Annotated in this window: 19 protein-coding genes; 14 read left to right on the top strand and 5 right to left on the bottom strand. The window is 73.2% G+C overall.

What is annotated here, in order from left to right:
* Positions 1-183 precede the first annotated feature (183 nt).
* Positions 184-984 (bottom strand): VOC family protein, encoded by an 801-nt coding sequence (locus ACH5A8_RS15420; RefSeq protein ID WP_399002006.1) that lies wholly within the window; start codon positions 982-984, stop codon positions 184-186.
* A gap of 103 nt (positions 985-1,087) precedes the next feature.
* Positions 1,088-1,480, bottom strand: coding sequence for a VOC family protein (locus ACH5A8_RS15415; RefSeq protein WP_399002004.1), 393 nt, complete (start codon positions 1,478-1,480; stop codon positions 1,088-1,090).
* A gap of 72 nt (positions 1,481-1,552) precedes the next feature.
* On the opposite strand from ACH5A8_RS15415, the gene ACH5A8_RS15410 reads away from it, so the two are divergent.
* Positions 1,553-2,101, top strand: coding sequence for a GNAT family N-acetyltransferase (locus ACH5A8_RS15410; RefSeq protein ID WP_399002002.1), 549 nt, complete (start codon positions 1,553-1,555; stop codon positions 2,099-2,101).
* Positions 2,102-2,137: 36 nt separating this feature from the next.
* Here the strand turns inward: ACH5A8_RS15410 and ACH5A8_RS15405 are convergent, their stop codons facing one another.
* On the bottom strand, positions 2,138-2,821 hold the full coding sequence (locus ACH5A8_RS15405) for a glycerophosphodiester phosphodiesterase (RefSeq protein WP_399002000.1): 684 nt from the start codon (positions 2,819-2,821) through the stop codon (positions 2,138-2,140).
* A gap of 443 nt (positions 2,822-3,264) precedes the next feature.
* Here ACH5A8_RS15405 and ACH5A8_RS15400 point away from each other — a divergent pair, with 443 nt between their 5' ends.
* The 5 genes from ACH5A8_RS15400 (at position 3,265) to ACH5A8_RS15380 (ending at position 7,944) form a co-directional block, all read left to right on the top strand.
* Positions 3,265-4,662, top strand: a complete 1,398-nt coding sequence (locus ACH5A8_RS15400) for a DUF6421 family protein (protein WP_399001998.1) — start codon at positions 3,265-3,267, stop codon at positions 4,660-4,662.
* A gap of 41 nt (positions 4,663-4,703) precedes the next feature.
* Positions 4,704-5,462 carry an SDR family NAD(P)-dependent oxidoreductase gene (locus ACH5A8_RS15395; RefSeq protein ID WP_399002407.1) on the top strand — a complete coding sequence of 253 codons (759 nt, stop codon included), beginning with the start codon at positions 4,704-4,706 and terminating at the stop codon, positions 5,460-5,462.
* Entirely contained in the window at positions 5,459-6,529 is a 1,071-nt protein-coding gene (locus ACH5A8_RS15390; RefSeq protein WP_399002405.1) for a threonine aldolase family protein, read from the top strand. Before ACH5A8_RS15395 ends, ACH5A8_RS15390 begins: the two co-directional genes overlap by 4 nt.
* Before the next feature lie 99 nt (positions 6,530-6,628).
* Positions 6,629-7,222, top strand: coding sequence for a transglutaminase domain-containing protein (locus ACH5A8_RS15385; RefSeq protein ID WP_399001996.1), 594 nt, complete (start codon positions 6,629-6,631; stop codon positions 7,220-7,222).
* A gap of 20 nt (positions 7,223-7,242) precedes the next feature.
* Positions 7,243-7,944: a B3/4 domain-containing protein gene (locus ACH5A8_RS15380; RefSeq protein ID WP_399001994.1), complete on the top strand. Its 702-nt coding sequence runs from the start codon at positions 7,243-7,245 to the stop codon at positions 7,942-7,944.
* 201 nt (positions 7,945-8,145) lie between these two features.
* Here ACH5A8_RS15380 and ACH5A8_RS15375 read toward each other — a convergent pair whose 3' ends face one another.
* Positions 8,146-8,874, bottom strand: coding sequence for a lysophospholipid acyltransferase family protein (locus ACH5A8_RS15375; RefSeq protein ID WP_399001992.1), 729 nt, complete (start codon positions 8,872-8,874; stop codon positions 8,146-8,148).
* Between the two features lie 308 nt (positions 8,875-9,182).
* Between ACH5A8_RS15375 and ACH5A8_RS15370 the strand changes: the two genes are divergently transcribed.
* The 5 genes from ACH5A8_RS15370 (at position 9,183) to ACH5A8_RS15350 (ending at position 13,778) form a co-directional block, all read left to right on the top strand.
* Positions 9,183-9,515, top strand: a complete 333-nt coding sequence (locus ACH5A8_RS15370) for a TlpA family protein disulfide reductase (protein ID WP_399001991.1) — start codon at positions 9,183-9,185, stop codon at positions 9,513-9,515.
* A 207-nt stretch (positions 9,516-9,722) separates the two neighbouring features.
* Positions 9,723-10,241 carry a flavin reductase family protein gene (locus ACH5A8_RS15365; RefSeq protein WP_399001989.1) on the top strand — a complete coding sequence of 173 codons (519 nt, stop codon included), beginning with the start codon at positions 9,723-9,725 and terminating at the stop codon, positions 10,239-10,241.
* A gap of 230 nt (positions 10,242-10,471) precedes the next feature.
* The gene (locus tag ACH5A8_RS15360; RefSeq protein WP_399001987.1) at positions 10,472-11,257 is read left to right on the top strand and encodes an electron transfer flavoprotein subunit beta/FixA family protein; all 786 of its coding nucleotides are present in this window, start codon (positions 10,472-10,474) and stop codon (positions 11,255-11,257) included.
* A 55-nt stretch (positions 11,258-11,312) separates the two neighbouring features.
* The gene (locus ACH5A8_RS15355) at positions 11,313-12,275 is read left to right on the top strand and encodes an electron transfer flavoprotein subunit alpha/FixB family protein (protein ID WP_399001984.1); all 963 of its coding nucleotides are present in this window, start codon (positions 11,313-11,315) and stop codon (positions 12,273-12,275) included.
* A gap of 198 nt (positions 12,276-12,473) precedes the next feature.
* Positions 12,474-13,778: a DUF6986 family protein gene (locus ACH5A8_RS15350; RefSeq protein ID WP_399001982.1), complete on the top strand. Its 1,305-nt coding sequence runs from the start codon at positions 12,474-12,476 to the stop codon at positions 13,776-13,778.
* An 85-nt stretch (positions 13,779-13,863) separates the two neighbouring features.
* Here ACH5A8_RS15350 and ACH5A8_RS15345 read toward each other — a convergent pair whose 3' ends face one another.
* Positions 13,864-14,937, bottom strand: coding sequence for a LacI family DNA-binding transcriptional regulator (locus ACH5A8_RS15345; protein ID WP_399001980.1), 1,074 nt, complete (start codon positions 14,935-14,937; stop codon positions 13,864-13,866).
* Positions 14,938-15,322: 385 nt separating this feature from the next.
* On the opposite strand from ACH5A8_RS15345, the gene ACH5A8_RS15340 reads away from it, so the two are divergent.
* The 3 genes from ACH5A8_RS15340 (at position 15,323) to ACH5A8_RS15330 (ending at position 17,985) form a co-directional block, all read left to right on the top strand.
* Positions 15,323-16,264, top strand: a complete 942-nt coding sequence (locus ACH5A8_RS15340; RefSeq protein WP_399002403.1) for an ROK family protein — start codon at positions 15,323-15,325, stop codon at positions 16,262-16,264.
* A 335-nt stretch (positions 16,265-16,599) separates the two neighbouring features.
* Positions 16,600-16,794 carry a hypothetical protein gene (locus ACH5A8_RS15335; RefSeq protein WP_399001978.1) on the top strand — a complete coding sequence of 65 codons (195 nt, stop codon included), beginning with the start codon at positions 16,600-16,602 and terminating at the stop codon, positions 16,792-16,794.
* A 147-nt stretch (positions 16,795-16,941) separates the two neighbouring features.
* A complete protein-coding gene (locus ACH5A8_RS15330; protein ID WP_399001976.1) occupies positions 16,942-17,985 on the top strand; it encodes an NUDIX domain-containing protein in 1,044 nt (347 codons plus the stop codon).
* Positions 17,986-18,254 lie beyond the last annotated feature (269 nt).

Below are 18,254 nucleotides of genomic sequence, written 5' to 3'. Positions count from 1 at the left end.
GCGCGCCCCGGGGCCGGCCCCGCACCGCGGGCCTGGCGTGCGCGGCACCGCCGAGGCCCGCGCCCCTGAGTTCCCCTGAGTTCCCCGGAGATCCGGAGATCCGGAGATCCGGAGATCCGGAGATCCGGATCGGAGGGCCCGAAGGACCGGTCCGCTCCCGGAGCCCGGCCCCCGGGCCGGGCCTCAGCTCTCCGCCGCTCCGGCCTCCTGCCGCCCGTTCTCCTCCTCGCCGGCCTGGTACACCCCGAAGGCCGCGCCCTGGGGGTCGCGCAGCACCGCGATACGGGGCCCGTCCGGGACGGAGGTGGGCTCCTGGAGGGCCTTGCCGCCCGCCCGCGTCGCGACGTCCGTGGTGGCGTCCACGTCCTCGACCGCGAAGTACGGCAGCCAGTGCGGCGGAACATCGGCCGGGAAGCGCTCGTGCAGCGCCGTCACACCGCCGAAGTCCATCCCGTGCATGCCCCACTGCGTGTACCACTCGGAGGCGTTGACGCTCCAGCCGAACACGGTGGTGTAGAAGTCCCTGGCCCGTTTGACGTCCCGGGTGGCCAGCTCCACCCAGCCGAGCGCGCCGGGCCGGTTGAAGACGCCGGCGCCGGGGAAGTCCCGAGCCTGCCACATCTGGAAGGCCGCGCCGGACGGGTCGAGCGCCACCGTGCGGCGACCCTCGTCGAAGATGTCCATCGGGCCGCGGATCACCGTCCCGCCGGCCCCCACCGCCTTGTGGGTGGCCGCGTCGGCGTCGGCGACGGCGAACGTGACGTTCCAGGCGATCGGCTGCGTGGGCCGGTACAGGGGGCCGAGACCGGCGACCGCGGCGTCTCCCAGCCGGGCCACGGTGTACCCCCGCAGCTCTGGGCGGGAGTCGGGGGCGTCGCACCGCCAGCCGAAGACCTCGCCGTAGAACCGCTTGGCCGCCGCCAGGTCGTCGGTGCCCAGCTCCGCCCAGCAGGGGCCGCCGATCACCGGCTTGTCGAACTCCATGGCACTCCTCCGGGAAGAAGGCTCGCCCCCACCTCCAGCACGCTATCCCCGGTCACCGACGGTGGCCAGCCGGAGCCGTACGTCCGGGCAGGCCCCGGAGCCCTCAGACACCCGGCCGGTAGCGCAGCGGATGGTCCGCGGGCACCTCGACGAGGACGAGGGGCGTTCCGTCGGGGTCGGCGATCCACATCTCGATCAGACCCCACGGCTCCCGCACCGGCGGGCGCACGATCTCCACGCCCTCGGCCCGCAGCTCGGCGTGGGCCGCGGAGACGTCCGCCACCTGGAGCCACAGCCGCAAGGAGGGGGAGCGCGGGGCCTCGGAGCGGCCCGACAGCTCCAGGAAGCCGCCGCCGAGGAAGTAGACGGTGCCCCGCTCGGGCCCCGTGCCGAACTCGCGGTAGACGGGCAGGCCCAGCTGCTCGCCGTAGAAGCGGCGGGAGCGCTCGGGGTCGGTGGGCTGGAGCAGTGTCCGGCTGCTGAGTACGTGCACCATGCACCCGGAGCCTAGTGGCAGGATGGCGTCCTGCCCCGCCCTGCCGCGCCCGAGTCCGAAAGGCACGCCCCCATGGAGACCGCCGCCACCCCCGCCACCGCACTGACCTTCCGCGACGCCACCGGCGCCGACGTCGACACGCTGGTCGCGCTGATCGAGTCGGCGTACCGCGGCGACGCCAGCCGGGCCGGGTGGACCACCGAGGCGGACATCCTCGACGGGCAGCGGACCGACCCCGAGGGCGTGCTGGCCGTGATCGAGTCGCCCGACAGCAGGCTGCTGACGGTCGAGCGGGACGGCCGCGTGGTGGCCTGCTGCCAGCTGGAGCACCGCGGCGCGTACGCCTACTTCGGCATGTTCGCGGTCAGCCCCGCCCTCCAGGGCGCGGGCCTGGGCAAGGCCATCATCGCCGAGGCCGAGCGCCGGGTCCGCGAGATCTGGGGCGTGGAGGAGATGCACATGACGGTGATCTCCGTGCGCGAGGAGCTGATCGCCTGGTACGAACGCCGCGGCTACCGCCGTACGGGCCGCACCAGCCCGTTCCCGTACGGCGACGAGCGCTTCGGCGTGCCGCTCCGGGACGACCTGCGGTTCGAGCTGCTGGTCAAGGAACTGGGCTGACCCGGGGCCTGTCGACAGGCCCCGGGCGAAGCGCCCTCACGCGGTGAAGCGGCCGGTGCGCTTGATCTCCGGGTAGTCGGTGGTCGCGCCGTCCAGCTCCAGGGCGCGCACCAGCCGCAGGTGGTCCAGGGTGTTCACCACCCAGCCGATGATCCTCAGGTCCGCCGCGCGGGCCTGTTCGACGATCTCCAGGGTGAGCCTGCGGATGTTGAGGACGAGGGCCCCGGCGCCCGCGGCGGTGGCGCGCCCGACGACCTCGGTGCCGTAGTGGTCGGCGACCAGCGCCGTGCGCACGCCGGGCACCAGGCGGGTGATCTCGGTGATCGCCTCGTCGTGGAAGGACAGCACCTCCACCCGGGACAGCAGATCGCGCCGGTGCATGACCTCGGCCAGCGCCTGCGCCGCGGCCACGTCCTTGATCTCGGCCTGCAGCGGCGTCCGTACGGCGTCCAGGACCTCCTCGAAGACCGGGACGCGCTCGCCGTGCCCGGCGTCGAGCGCCCGCAGTTCGGCGAGGGTCTTGTCGGCGATCGCGCCGCTGCCGTCGGTCGTGCGGTCCACCTCCGCGTCGTGCATGACGACGAGCGCGCCGTCCTTGCTGAGGTGCAGATCGAGTTCGATGACGTCGAGACCGGCCTGCTGGGCGGCCACGAAGGAACGGAGGGTGTTCTCGGGCTCGACACCCATGACTCCGCGGTGACCGATGGTAAGGAAGTTCAAGGTTCAACTCGCTTCCGTCGACGGCGGCTCGGCACGCCCGCGGACCTACAGGGACCTCGTCGTCCACGCGGCAGGCCCGCAGCCTAACGGCCCGCACCGGTGTTGAACCCCCGCGTACACGCCGCACTGGGGTGACGGCCGCGAGCCGCCGGGGCCGGGTGCGCCGGGGCGGTCACCCTGGCGTGGGCGAGTCCTCCGGATGTTGACCGACGGACCCGGATCGTCGTGCGCGCGTTCGCCGCGGGCCGGAAGTCGCCGTAGGGGCACTGCGGGACGCGACACCCGAACGGCCTAGCGGAAGTAGCCGCCGCTCGGGTGTCCGACAGGAAAATGGGCGGTGACGATGGGCGTGCGCAGAATAATTTCCCGAGGGTGCCCTTGATGGGAGAAACCTCGTATGTATACGGTCTCCTTACGCGAGCTTCTCCCGTGGAGGATGGGTCATGACGGAAATTCTTGTGCAGGTGGGTGCCGAGGGGGAGGTTCCTCCGGCGACCAGGGTGGTTGAGCACCCGGCGTGGCCCGTGCTCAAGGATGCCGTGGAGCAGATCCGGCCATGGCAGTCGAAGGACGGCTCCATCGACCTCCAGGCCGAGGGCGCGCCGGCCCGGGCCGACGCCGAGGACGCGATACGCCGCGTGATCGACGCCGTCGAGCGGCTCTCCCCGCTGTTGCCGCACGACGCCGCGTACCACCGGGCGCTCGTCGCCGACCTCGGCCGCTGGGCCGACGGCGGCTTCCGGGTGCCGGACTTCCTCGACTCCCTGCTGGCCTTCCAGCCCGCCGCCGACCGCGCGGACGGCCTCCAGCACCTGGTCGTCTTCCCGATGTACACGCAGAACGGCAACCCGGACCGCAACCTGGAGGCGGTCGTGCTGCGCATGGTCTGGCCGGACTGGCTGGCCGAGCTGGAGCGCACCCGCTACGACAACCCGCTGTTCTGCGGCATCACGTTCGAGGACTTCACGGCCGGTTATGACACCAACTCCGCCGTCCTCTTCCCCGAGACCATCGCCGTGCGCGAAGCGCCGGAACGATTCTCCTGGGGCGGCATCTTCTGCGACCGCGAGGCCGCCCGCTTCCGTCGGGTGACCGCCGCCGCGGTCGACCTCCTCGGCCTGGAACTGCCTGAGGACATCGCGGCCATGGTCCACGACCAGAAGCGCTGCGAGGAGGCCTTCGTCCTGTGGGACATGGTCCACGACCGCACCCACAGCCACGGCGACCTGCCCTTCGACCCGTTCATGATCAAGCAGCGCCAGCCGTTCTGGATGTACGGCCTGGAGGAGCTGCGCTGCGACCTCACCGCCTTCAAGGAGGCCGTCAAGCTCCAGGCGGACGGCGTCCCGCAGGCCCGCGACGTGCAGTACGCGGTGCTGTTCGACCGCATGTTCCGCTTCCCGGTCACCGGCGAGCGGGTGCGCAACTACGACGGCCTCGGCGGCCAGCTGCTCTTCGCCTACCTGCACAAGCACGACGTGGTGCGCTGGACCGACAACCGGCTCTCCGTCGACTGGGAGCGCGCCCCGCAGGTCACCAACCAGCTGTGCGCCGAGATCGAGAAGCTCTACCGCGACGGCATCGACCGCCCCAAGCTGGTGCACTGGTTCGCCGGCTACGAGCTGGTCGCCACCTACCTCGCCCCGCACCCCGGCTCCAAGTGGGCCAAGGGCCCCGACGCCCTGGACCTGAGCCTGCCGCCGCGCAAGCTCGTCGACGACGTGCTCCCGGACGAGTTTCCGCTCAGCATGTTCTACGAGGCACTGTCCAAGAAACTGAAGAGCGTGATCGCCTCGACCAAGGGCATCACGGCGGGCGGCGCCGAGCAGGTCGCCGCGTGAGCGATCACGTCCAGAACACTGCTGCTACGGAGGCGAAGAAGATGGCGGGGAACGGGGCTCTCAGCGGTGCGGTGATCGCGGTGGCCGGTGCGGGCGGACCCGCCGGCCGGGCGGCGCTGCTCAGGCTCGCCGAGGCGGGCGCGACGGTCGTCGGGGCGGACAACGACCCCGAGCGGCTCTCCGAGGCCGTGGACGCGGCCCGCTACGCCTCCGGCGGCGCCACCGTCACCGGGGACACGGTCGACCTGCTCGACCTGAGGTCCACCCGTGACTGGGCCGCCCACATCGAGAAGGACTTCGGCCGCGTCGACGGTCTGGTCCACCTCGTCGGCGGCTGGCGCGGCAGCGAGACCTTCACCAAGACCAGCCTGGACGACTGGGACTTCCTGGAGCTGCTGCTCGTCAAGACGGTGCAGCACACCTCCCTCGCCTTCCACGAGGCGCTGCAGCGCAGCGAGCGCGGCCGTTACGTCCTGATCAGCGCCGCCGGCGCGACGAAGCCCACCGCGGGCAACGCCGCCTACTCCGCGGCCAAGGCCGCCGCCGAGGCGTGGACCCTCGCCATGGCCGACTACTTCCGCAAGGCCGGGAAGGCGGAGGGCGCCGACGGGCCGACGTCGGCGGCTGCCATCCTGGTGGTGAAGGCGTTGGTGCACGACGCGATGCGCGCCGAGCGCCCCAACGCGAAGTTCGCGGGCTTCACGGACGTCAAGGACCTGGCCGACGCCATCGTCGACGTCTGGAGCGAGCCCGCCGCGGAAGTGAACGGAAAACGTCTGTGGCTGACCGAGCAGCCGTGAACCCCGCCAAGACCGACGCGCGCCGCCGCCATGACCCGGAGGTCCGCGGTTTCGCCAGCGACAACTACGCCGGGGTCCATCCCGAGGTGCTCGCCGCCCTGGCCCTGGCCAACGGCGGGCACCAGGTCGCGTACGGCGAGGACGACTACACCGACAACCTCCAGCGGATCGTGCGCGGCCACTTCGGCGCCGGCGCCGAGGCCTTCCCCGTCTTCAACGGCACCGGCGCCAACGTCGTCGCGCTCCAGGCGGTCACCGACCGCTGGGGCGCGGTGATCTGCGCCGAGAGCGCGCACATCAACGTCGACGAGGGCGGCGCCCCCGAGCGCGTGGGCGGTCTGAAGCTGCTCACCGTGCCCACCCCGGACGGCAAGCTCACCCCCGAGCTGATCGACCGGCAGGCGTACGGCTGGGAGGACGAGCACCGGGCGATGCCGCAGGTGGTGTCGATCACCCAGAGCACCGAGCTGGGCACGCTCTACACGCCCGAGGAGATCCGCGCGATCTGCGAGCACGCCCACGCGCGCGGCATGCGGGTGCACCTGGACGGCTCCCGCATCGCCAACGCGGCGGCCTCGCTGGACGTGCCGATGCGCACCTTCACCAACGCCGTCGGCGTCGACATCCTCTCCCTGGGCGGGACGAAGAACGGCCTGATGTTCGGCGAGGCGGTCGTCGTCATCGACCACGACGCCGTCCGCCGCATGAAGCACATCCGCAAGATGAGCATGCAGCTCGCCTCCAAGATGCGCTTCGTCTCGGTCCAGCTGGAGGCGCTGCTCGCCAAGGACCTGTGGCTGCGCAACGCCCGGCACGCCAACGAGATGGCCCAGCGGCTCGCGGAGGGGGTGCGCGCCGTGCACGGGGTGGAGATCCTCCATCCGGTGCAGGCCAACGGCGTCTTCGCCAAGCTGCCGCACGACGTGGGCGAGCGGTTGCAGAAGCGGTTCCGCTTCTACTTCTGGAACGAGGCCGAGGGCGTCGTGCGCTGGATGTGCTCCTTCGACACCACGGAGGACGACGTGGACGCGTTCGTGGCCGCGCTGAAGGAGGAGATGGCGCGCTGACGAGCCGTCGGCGCCGACCGGGCCGGTTATCTGCATAGTTATGCGGTCACTCGGAAAGTCATTGACTGTCGGGTGATCGCATTCCTATGCTCTGCGGACATGGAGCTGATCCAGAACACGCCCGACCTGTCCGCCTATCTCGCCGCTGACGAGGCGATCGACCATGAACACCCGGTGGTCCGCGAGACCGCCGACCGCCTCGCCGAGGGTGTCGCCGACTCGTATGCCTATGCGCGGACCGCCTACGAGTTCGTGCGCGACACCATCCCGCACTCGCAGGACGCGGGCGATTTGCGCGTCACCTGGCGGGCCTCCGACGTCCTGCGGCTGCGCACCGGCATCTGCCACGCCAAGGCCCATGCCCTGGCAGCGCTGCTGCGGGCCGAGGACATCCCGACGGCCCTGTGCTACCAGCGGCTGACGCTCGACGAGGGCGGCGCGCACATGGTGCACGGACTGGTCGCCGTGCGGTTCAACGGCGCCTGGCACCGGCAGGACCCGCGCGGCAACAAACCGGGCGTCGACGCCCAGTTCTCCCTGGCCGGCGAGCGCCTGGCCTTCCCGGTCGCCCCAGAGGCAAATGAAGTGGACTACCCGGTACTGTACGCTGAACCACATCCGGTCGTGCTGAGCGCCCTCAAGGCCGCCCCCGACCGGCCGTGGCTGTGGAAGGCGCTGCCCACCGCACTCTGATCACCCCGAGGCGACAGAAGATGACATTCACGCTCACCGTGTCCGACGAGGTGCGCGCGCTCGCGCCCGGCTTCACCCATGTGGCGGTCGAGGCCCACGGCCTGACCAACGGCCCGAGCACCGAGGCGAGTGCGGCGCTGCTCGACGACGCGGCCCGCCGGCTGGCCGCACGGCTGGAGGGGCGCGCCCCGCACGAGGATCCGCACATGGCCGCCTGGCGCGAGGTCTACACGGCGTTCGGCTCCAAGCCCTCCCGCACCCGCAACTCGGCCGAGGCGCTGGCGAAGCGGGCCCTGTCCGACGCCGGGCTGCCCCGCATCAACGTCCTCGTCGACGTCTACAACGCGATCAGCGTGGCCCGTCTGATCCCCGTCGGCGGCGAGGACCTGGATCTGATCCAGGGCGGCATGCGCCTGGTACGGGCCACCGGCGACGAGGACTTCACGACCGTGGCCGGCGGCGAGGAGGTCGTCGAGCACCCCGACGCGGGCGAGGTCGTGTGGTGCGACGAGGCCGGCGTCACCTGCCGCCGGTGGAACTGGCGCCAGGGCCCGCGCACCCGCCTGACCGAGCGGACCGCCTCCGGCGTGTTCCTGCTGGAGAGCCTGGCCCCCATGCCGGTGTCCGAGGTCGCGGCGGCGGGGGCCGAACTGGCCGAGCTGCTGGAGAAGTTCAGCCCGGGGGCGCGGGTCACCGTCCACCCGCCGCGGTCCGCGGCCTGAGCGGGCCCCGCCCACGCCCCGGCCGCGCTGCTGCGGGCCTTGCGCCGTCACGTCCCGGCTCGCCCGGCGGCGTCCGCGCGGCGGGCACCGCCGCCGGGGAACGGCGCGCACAGCGCCGCTGTCCCGCGACGGCGACGCGGCACCGGCGCCGTCCGACGTGACGGCACGGGTGTGGCCTCGGCGGGCCGGCCGGGCGCGGTGTCAGTGCGCCTCGGCCAGGCGGATCTGCTCCGGGGTCGGGGCCGTGCCGCCGAGGTGGGCGGGCATCCACCAGGTGTCCTCGGGGCCGCGGGGGCGCACCGGGTAGGCACGCTGCGCGGCCTCCAGCAGCTCCTGGACGCGCTCGCGCAGCCGGCGGGTGATGGCGCCGGCGTACTGGTCGCGCGGGGCCTCGACCGCCTCGCCCACCCTGATGGTGACGGGCGTGTGGCTGCGCCGGAAATTGCGCGGGTGTCCCTTGGTCCACAGCCGCTGCGTGCCCCACACCGCCATCGGGACCAGCGGAACGCCCGCGTCCTGGGCCAGCCGGGCGGCGCCCGACTTGAAGCTCTTCAGGGTGAAGGACTGGGAGATGGTCGCCTCGGGGAAGACCCCGATCACCTCGCCCGAGCGCAGCGAGTCCAGCGCGTGCTCGTAGGCCGCCTCGCCCCGCGCGCGGTCCACGGGGATGTGCTTCATGCCGCGCATCAGCGGACCGGAGATCCGGTGCCGGAAGACCGACTCCTTCGCCATGAAGCGCACCAGGCGCTTCTGCGGGAGCGCCGCCAGGCCGTTGAAGATGAAGTCCAGATAGCTGATGTGATTGCTCACCAGTACGGCGCCGCCCGAGCGCGGAATGTTCTCCGACCCCCGGCAATCGATCCTGAGGTCCCACACCTTGAACATCGTGCGGGCGAGACCGATGACGGGACGGTAGACAAGCTCGGCCATGGGCGGGGTGGACCCTTCTGTCTGTCAGGGAAGGGGGGCTCCCTGCGGAAGTTACGCTGCCGTAGGTTTACGGCATGTCGCAGATCGTGCCCGAAGAACGGCCGGGGAGCCAGCCCGCGTGCCCGTCCACGGCGAGATCCTCGTCACGTCGGCCCAATGCCGCGGCGAGCGCCCCGCCGCCGCGGCCGGGAATCAACCGCGGCCGCCCGAGCGCTGAAGGCTGAGGACGGCCGGCGCGGCGCGGGTGCACGACGGTGCGACGGCGTCGCCGGGAGCGGCGGCGCGAGCGGGAGAAGAAGGAGAGTGCGGTGCGGGAGCACGCCAGCGAGGAGAACGGACGGCTCGGCGCCGCCCGGCTGGGCGAGGACCTGGGCGAGCGCGCCACTCTGGTGCAGTTCTCCACCGCCTTCTGCGCCCCCTGCCGGGCGACCCGCCGGGTCCTCGGCGAAGTGGCCCGCATGGTGCCCGGCGTGGTCCACGTCGAGATCGACGCCGAGGACCGCCTGGACCTCGTGCGTGAACTCGGCATCCTCAGGACCCCCACCGTGCTGGTCCTGGACGCGGCCGGCCGCGTCGTGCGGCGGGCCGCCGGGCAGCCGCGCAGGGCGGACGTCATCGCGGCCCTCGGCGAGGCTGTCTGACGTGCCGTCCGTCACCGTGAGGCATCTCCCATGTGCCCGGCGCCACTTGACTGCGCCCGTCGCCTGTCGTCAGCCTGACCGTATGGACTGGGAACTCCTTCTCTTCGCACGGGTGCACGTCGATCTGGCCCGTACCGCGAGCGCGCGCTGTCCGGGTTGTTGAGCAGCGACGGATCCCGCCCGGCCCACCAGCAGAAGGACAACTCCATGACGGCCACCTCCGGCCTCGGCGCCGCCGGCGCCCTCCAGTTCGCCTCGCCCGACCTGCTGCGGTCCGTCTTCCGGCGGCACGCGGCGGGCGTGGCGGTGATCACCGCGCGTGGGGAGGCGGGTCCGGTCGGCTTCACCGCGACCTCCCTGACCTCCGTCTCCGCCGAGCCCCCGCTGATCTCGTTCGGCATCGGCACCGGCGCCTCCAGCTGGCCGGCCGTCTCCGTCGCCGATCACATCGGTGTGCACATACTCGGCGAGCACCAGGAGGAACTGGCCGCCACCTTCGCCCGCAGCGGCGCCGACCGCTTCGGCGCGCCCACCTCCTGGCGGGACGGACCCGAGAACGTCCCCGTGCTCGACGGCGTGCTGGCGTGGCTGGTCTGCCGGGTCGTCGCACGGGTCCCGGCGGGCGACCACCGCATCGTCCTCGCCGAGGTGGTCCTCGGCGACCCCGCGGGCTCCGGCCGGCCGCTGCTGTACCACCAGGGTCGCTTCAGCGGCCTGCGCGACTGACCGACGGCCTCCGCCCGCCCCCGGATCTGCGGAGGCGTCGAGTTCCGGTTACGCTGCGTTGCGAAGGTCACAGTTCAAAGCGCTTGCTTAGCGGGAATGAACTGGGTGTACTGACGAGTAATATTCCGCTCGGAGCGCGGGGTCGCCCCGACCGGGATCGGCCGCTTCAGGCGCCTATGCTGCCTGCAAGAGGGCAGCCCTGGAAATGACGATGCAGTAGGAGAGCCGGCGTGAGCTTGAGGATCGTTGTCACTGTGAAGTACGTGCCCGACGCCACTGGCGACCGGCACTTCGCCGATGACCTGACCGTGGACCGGGACGACGTGGACGGTCTGCTCTCCGAGCTGGACGAGTACGCGGTCGAGCAGGCGCTGCAGATCGCCGAGGACGCCGACGACGCCGAGGTCACCGTGCTGACGGTGGGCCCGGAGGACGCCAAGGACGCGCTGCGCAAGGCCCTGTCGATGGGCGCCGACAAGGCGATCCACGTCGAGGACGACGACCTGCACGGCACGGACGCCATCGGCACCTCGCTGGTGCTGGCGAAGGCGGTCGAGAAGGCCGGTTACGACCTGGTGATCTCCGGCATGGCCTCCACCGACGGCACCATGGGCGTCGTCCCGGCCCTGCTGGCCGAGCGCCTGGGCGTCCCGCAGGTCACCCTGCTGTCCGAGGTGTCGGTCGAGGACGGCACGGTCAAGGGACGTCGCGACGGCGACGCCGCCTCCGAGCAGCTGGAGGCCTCCCTCCCGGCCGTCGTGTCGGTGACCGACCAGTCGGGCGAGGCCCGCTACCCCTCCTTCAAGGGCATCATGGCGGCCAAGAAGAAGCCGGTGCAGTCCTGGGACCTGTCCGACCTGGACATCGACGCGGACGAGGTCGGCCTGGAGAACGCGTACACCACGGTCGAGTCGGCCTCCGAGCGCCCGGCCCGTACCGCGGGCACGATCGTCAAGGACGAGGGCGAGGGCGGCAAGCAGCTCGCCGAGTTCCTCGCGGGCCAGAAGTTCATCTGAAGCCCGGCTCGCTGACCGCCCCTCATACTTCGCACAGCAGGAGAGAAGAAGTCCCATGGCTGAAGTTCTCGTCTACGTCGACCACGTGGACGGCGCCGTCCGCAAGCCCATCCTGGAGCTGCTGACCCTGGCCCGCCGCGTCGGCGAGCCCGTCGCCGTCGCCCTCGGTGGCGGCGCCGCCGACACCGCCGCCACGCTCGCCGAGCACGGCGCGGTGAAGGTCCTCACCCACGAGGCCGCCGAGTACGCCGACTACCTCGTCGTCCCGAAGGTCGACGCGCTGCAGGCCGCCGTCGAGGCGGTCTCCCCGGCCGCCGTCCTGGTCCCGTCCTCCGCGGAGGGCAAGGAGATCGCCGCCCGCCTCGCGCTGCGCATCGGCTCGGGCATCATCACCGACGCCGTCGACCTGGAGGCCGGCGACGAGGGCCCCGTGGCCACGCAGTCGGTGTTCGCCGCCTCCTTCACCACCAAGTCCCGCGTCTCCAAGGGCACTCCGGTCATCACGGTCAAGCCCAACAGCGCGGCCGTGGAGGCCGCCCCGGCCGCCGGCGCGGTCGAGGCGCTGTCCGTGTCCTTCTCCGCGCAGGCCACCGGCACCAAGGTCACCGGCCGTACGCCGCGTGAGTCGACGGGCCGCCCCGAGCTGACCGAGGCCGCGATCGTGGTCTCCGGCGGCCGTGGCGTCAACGGCGCGGAGAACTTCGCGCTCATCGAGGCCCTCGCCGACTCCCTCGGCGCGGCCGTCGGCGCCTCCCGCGCCGCCGTCGACGCCGGCTGGTACCCGCACACCAACCAGGTCGGCCAGACCGGCAAGAGCGTGTCGCCGCAGCTGTACATCGCCAACGGCATCTCCGGCGCGATCCAGCACCGCGCCGGCATGCAGACCTCGAAGACCATCGTCGCGGTCAACAAGGACGCCGAGGCTCCGATCTTCGACCTCGTCGACTACGGCGTCGTCGGCGACCTCTTCGAGGTCGTCCCCCAGCTGACCGAGGAGATCAAGACCCGCAAGGGCTGACACTCCCCGGCCGGCCGGACCCGGTCCTCACGAGGCCCCCGTGACCCACGCGGTCGCGGGGGCCTCGGCATGCCCCGGTTGTCCGGGGCCCGCCGATGGCTCAGGCTGCGGACAGGTGTTGACCGGCGGGAAGATCCACGGATAACTTCGTAGTGCGGATTGTCGATTCCGTACAGCGGAAAACAGGAGGGTGTGGGAATGGGTCAGGGCCAGCAGGAGAAGGTGGCGACGAGCCTCGCGGGCGCCGTCAGCGAGGAGATCAGCGCCTCCCTCGCCCCGGTCGACGCCGAGCTGGAGCGCCGCTATCCGGGCGACCCGGGCACCCGCCAGCCCGTCCACACCGTCTACGTCCCCGGTGACGTCTTCGCCGCCGACACCGTCCGCTCCTGGGGCGACCGCGCGCTCGCCGCGCTCGACGAGCACGCCCCCGACGCCGCCGCCTTCGCCGAGGTCCTCGGCCTCGGAGACGAACTCGCCGAACCCGTCTACTCCCGCGTCCGCGCCAAGCTGGAGCGCGAGCCGATCGAGGACCTGCGCATCGACTTCGAGGACGGCTACGGCCCCCGCCCCGACGCCGAGGAGGACGAGGCCGCCGCCCGCGCCGCGCGTCTGGTCGCGGAGGCGTACGCCGACGGCACGGCCGCCCCGTACATGGGCATCCGCATGAAGTGCATGGAGGCGGCGGTCCGCGACCGGGGCATCCGCACCCTCGACGTCTTCCTCACCGGTCTGATGGCGGCCGGCGGCCTGCCCGACGGACTGGTCCTGACCCTGCCGAAGGTGACCTACCCCGAGCAGGTCACCGCGATGGTCCGGCTCCTGGAGGCCTTCGAGAAGGCGCACGCCCTGGAGCCCGGCCGGCTCGGCTTCGAGATCCAGATCGAGACCAGCCAGTCCATCCTCGCCGCCGACGGCACCGCCGCCGTCGCCCGTATGATCCAGGCCGCCGAGGGCCGGGCCACCGGACTGCACTACGGCACCTTCGACTACAGCGCCTGCCTCGGTGTCTCCGCCGCCTACCAGGCCAGCGACCACCCGGCCGCCGACCACGCCAAGGCCGTCATGCAGGTCGCCGCGGCCGGCACCGGCGTACGTGTGTCGGACGGCTCCACCAACGTCCTGCCCGTCGGCCCGACCGAGAAGGTGCACGACGCCTGGCGGCTGCACTTCGGCCTCACCCGCCGCGCCCTGGCCCGCGCCTACTACCAGGGCTGGGACATGCACCCCGGGCACATCCCCACCCGGTACGCGGCCGTGTTCGCCTTCTACCGCGAGGGCTTCGAGCAGGCCGCCGCCCGGCTGTCCCGCTACGCCAACCGCACGGCCGGCGACGTCATGGACGAGCCCGCCACCGCCAAGGCGCTCAGCGGCTACCTGCTGCGCGGCCTGGACTGCGGCGCCCTCGACATCTCCGAGGTGGCCCGCCTCACCGGCCTGACCCGGGCCGACCTGGAGGGCTTCGCCGCCCCGCGCCGGGGCGACCTGACGGCGTCCGCCCAGTAGGGGAGCGCCGCACCGTCACAGGCGGGCGTGACCGCGGCGGGCGCCGCGGACGCGCCCGCCTTCCTCACGCCCTCGGGCCGCCCGCTCAGGCCGGCGGGGGCAGTTCGCCCGAGCCGCGCTCTATCAGCCGGGTCGGCAGTTCGATCCGCTCGGGACCGAGCGGACTGCCGTCCAGTTGGCGGAAGAGGCGTTCGGCGGCGGTGCGGCCGAGGGCCGCCGCGTCCTGGGCGACGACGGTGACGCCCGGCTGGAGCAGATCGGCCAGTTCGATGTCGTCGAAGCCGACGAGCGCGACGGGGCGGGGCAGTCCGGCCAGCACCCGGATGACGGTGACGGTCACCCGGTTGTTGCCCGTGAAGACGGCGGTGACGGGATCCGGCCCGGAGAGCATCTCCTCGGCCGCCCGGCGCACCCGCTCCGGGTCCGTGACGCCCAGCGACATCCACGAAGCCTCGACCGGTATGCCCGCGTCCTCCATGGCCGCCCGGTAGCCGCGCAGCCGCTCGGCGGCGGTGTGGATCCGGGGCATGTCGCCGATGAAGCCGATCCGGCGGTGGCCGTGGGCGATCAGGTGCGCGACGCCGTCCCGGGCGCCGCCGAAGTTGTCCGACAGCACCACGTCGGCGTCGATCCGCCCGGCGGGCCGGTCCACGAACACCGTCGCGACGCCGGCCTTGATCTCCGGCTCCAGGTACCGGTGGTCGTCGCCGGCCGGGATGACGACCAGCCCGTCCACCCGCCGCGCGCACAACGCCAGCGCCAGTTCCTGCTCGCGCTCCGGGTCCTCGGCGCTGGAGCCGTTGATGAGCAGCGCGCCGTGCGCCCGGGCGACCTCCTCGACCGCGCGGCTGAGCGGCCCGTAGAACGGGTCGGCGAGGTCCTCCAGCACCAGCCCGATGCTCGCCGTGCGGCCCTTGCGCAGCACCCGGGCGCTGTCGTTGCGGCGGAAGCCCAGGGCGTCGATGGCCTCCTGGACCCGGCGCTCGGTGTCGGGGGTGACGCCGGGCTCGCCGTTGACGACGCGGGAGACGGTCTTGAGGCCCACGCCGGCCCGGGCCGCCACGTCCTTCATGGTCGGACGGTTGCCGTAACGGGTCCCGGAGAGGCGGTCCGGGCGGCGGTCGCCGGGGCGGTCGGCCCGGCGGGCGGTCTCTGGCACGATGCGGCGTCCTGTCCTGCTCGTCGACGCGGGGACGTCGGTCCCCGGAGGCGATTACTGATGTGGCGTCGAGCATAGAGCCTGGACAACGTTGTCATGGGCGCGAGAGACTGTCCATCGCACACTCGGCCCGCCGCCCCACCGCGCGACCGCGACTGTGCCCGCCTCTTGGTTCCTTCACGGTTGACGGGGAGATCCGACTCTGATGCACACCGACCCAGTGCCCCGACAGGCATCGTTCGCCCCGTCGCGACGCCCGGCACGCCCTCTCGCCGCACCCGTCGAGAGCCCGGGTGCGCCGCCCGGCACGGGGGCTTCCGGCCGGCTTGCCGAGAGCACGCACCGTACACCGCTGCCCGACGGGGGGACCTCCCCCTCCGGGGCGCTGGTGGCCGCGCTCGACATCGGCGGTACGAAGATCGCAGCGGCCCTGGTGGACGGCCGCGGCGACATCCTGGTGCGCGCCCAGCGCGCGACGCCCGCGCAGGAGGACGGCGACACCGTGATGCGGGCGGTGACGGACGTCCTCGGCGAGCTGACCACGTCGCCGCTGTGGGGGCGGGTCGTGGCCCTGGGGATCGGCAGCGCCGGGCCCGTGGACGCCTCCGCGGGCACCGTCAGCCCGGTCAACGTGCCGGGCTGGCGCGGCTACCCGCTGGTGGAGCGGGTCCGCTCGGCGGTCGGGGGGCTGCCCGTGGAGCTGATCGGCGACGGGGTCGCCATCACCGCGGCCGAGCACTGGCAGGGCGCCGCCCGCGGCCACGACAACGCGCTGTGCATGGTGGTCTCCACCGGCGTGGGCGGCGGTCTGGTGCTGGGCGGCCGGCTGCACCCGGGCCCGACGGGCAACGCCGGGCACATCGGGCACATCAGCGTCGACCTGGACGGCGACCCGTGCCCGTGCGGCTCGCGCGGCTGCGTGGAGCGCATCGCCAGCGGCCCGAACATCGCCCGCCGCGCGCTGGCGGACGGCTGGCGGCCGGGCTCCGACGGCGACGCCTCGGCCGCCGCGGTGGCCGCCGCCGCCCGTGCCGGGGATCCGGTCGCCATGGCCTCCTTCGCCCGCGCGGCACGGGCCCTGGCCGCGGGCATCGCCGCCACCGCGACCCTCGTCGAGATCGACATCGCCGTCATCGGCGGCGGTGTGGGCAAGGCGGGCGACGTGCTCCTCGACCCGCTGCGCAAGGCCCTGGCCGATTACGCCACCCTGTCCTTCGTGCAGCGTCTGACGGTCGTCCCGGCCCGGATGGGCACGGACGCCGGCCTGGTCGGAGCGGCCGCCGCCGCGCTGGCCGGACCGGCGAAGGCGGCGGCCGCCGGCGTCTGACCCTGCCCGCTGCCCGCCGGGTTCCGCCGCGTCCGGCGGGCAGCGGGCACGCCGGTGGTGGTCCCGGTCACCGGGCTCCGCCCCGTCCGGGCGGTGGCGGACCCCGTCGAGGGCGGGCCCGCCCGGTGACGGGCGGAAACCCCGCCGGGGCGACGATGTGCGCGGTGCGGGCAGGGGCCTGCCGTGGATGGCCGTGCGGGGCAGGGGCCCGCCGGGGCCGGCCGTGCCGGGCCGGGCGCGTCCTGGGCCCGGGCGGACCGAGATGCGGGCCCGGAGGTTCCGCATCTTCGGCCCGCGGTGCCGTGACCGACCGCGTCCCACGCCGTTGAGCAGGCATGAAGAAGCGCAGCATGCTCGCCCTCGCCTCCCTCGCCACCGGCTTCGTGGTCGCCGCCGTCAGCCCCTCGCACGCCACCGGCCATCCGGCCACCGGCGACGCGAAGGCCAGGGAAGCCGTGGGCGCCCTGGACCATTCCGTCGACCACGAAGACCCCGCCGACGACGGCCGGGCCCCGGCGGAGCGGGGCTGAGCCCGCCGGCAGACCGTTCCCGGCACGGCGCCGGCGTCCCCGTCGCGGGGGCGCCGGCGCCGTCTCGTGCACGTCCTCAACTGGGCCTGGTTTCCATGGCAGGGTGGAGCGGGCAAGCCACAGGGGGCCAACAGAAGAGGGGGACCAGTGACCGTCGTCTGGATCAACGGCACGTTCGGTGCGGGCAAGAGCACCACCGCACGGGAACTGATCGAGCTGATCCCGAACAGCACGCTCTTCGACCCCGAGGTGATCGGCGGCGCACTCGCGCACCTGCTGCCGCCCAAACACCTCGCCGAGGTCGGCGACTTCCAGGACCTGCCGATCTGGCGGCGGCTGGTGATCGACACGGCGGCGGCCATGCTCGCCGAGCTCGGCGGCACCCTGGTGGTGCCCATGACCTTGCTGCGCCAGGAGTACCGCGACGAGATCTTCGGCGGCCTCGCCGCCCGCCGCATCGATGTCCGGCACATCCTCCTCGCGCCGGCCGAAACGATCCTGCGGGAGCGGATCGCCGGGCGCGAGGTCCCGCCCGACCTGCCCGACGGCGAACTGCGGATACGCCAGTGGTCCTACGACCACATAGAGCCCTACCGGGCGGCCCTCGCCTCCTGGCTCACCGCCGACGCCCACGTCGTCGACACCGGCGCCCTGACCCCGTACGAGACGGCCTTCCGTATCGCCGAGGCGGTCGGCAGCGGCACCGTGCCCGCCTGCGACATCGTGCAGACCCCGGAGCCCACCGCGGAGACCGTCGCCTCCGGTGTGCTCCTCTTCGACGAGCGGGACCGGGTGCTGCTCGTCGACCCCACCTACAAGCCCGGCTGGGAGTTCCCCGGCGGGATCGTCGAGCCCGGCGAGGCGCCGGCCCGCGCCGGGATCCGCGAGGTCGCCGAGGAGACCGGGATACGGCTGGAGGAGGTGCCGCGGCTGCTCGTCGTCGACTGGGAGTCGCCCAGACCTCCCGGCTTCGGCGGGCTGCGGCTGCTGTTCGACGGCGGCCGGCTGGACTCCGAGGCGGCCGGCCGGCTGCTGCTGCCCGGGCCCGAGCTGCGCGACTGCCGCTTCGTCACCGAGCGGGAGGCCGCGACCCTGCTCCCGCCCGTCCGCTATGAACGGCTGCGCTGGGCGCTGCGGGCCCGGGAACGCGGCGCGGCGGTGTACCTGGAGGCGGGCGTGCCGGTGGGCTGAGGGGCCGTACGTCCACGTCCCGGGACCCGGACGGGGGACGGCGGGGTCCCGGGACCCCGCGGCGCGCCCCGGCGAGTCCCGCACGGGGTGCCTGCCGGCCGCCTCGCGCGGCGCCTGACCGCCCCCTCGGTCACCGGCGCGCCGTGCCCGGAGCGGATTGCCTCCGCTCCCCGTCGCGGTGAGCCGCTGGAAGGAGGCGAGGGGCCGGGCCCGGCCGGGGTCGAGGACGCCCGGCCCGGTCCATGCCGCACGGCGCGACCGCGGGCCCA

This window comes from Streptomyces sp. NPDC018610, assembly GCF_044391765.1.
Classification (GTDB): Bacteria; Actinomycetota; Actinomycetes; order Streptomycetales; family Streptomycetaceae; genus Streptomyces.
The sequence above is the reverse complement of the archived record's forward strand: the minus strand, read 5'-3'. Positions and strand labels throughout refer to the sequence as shown.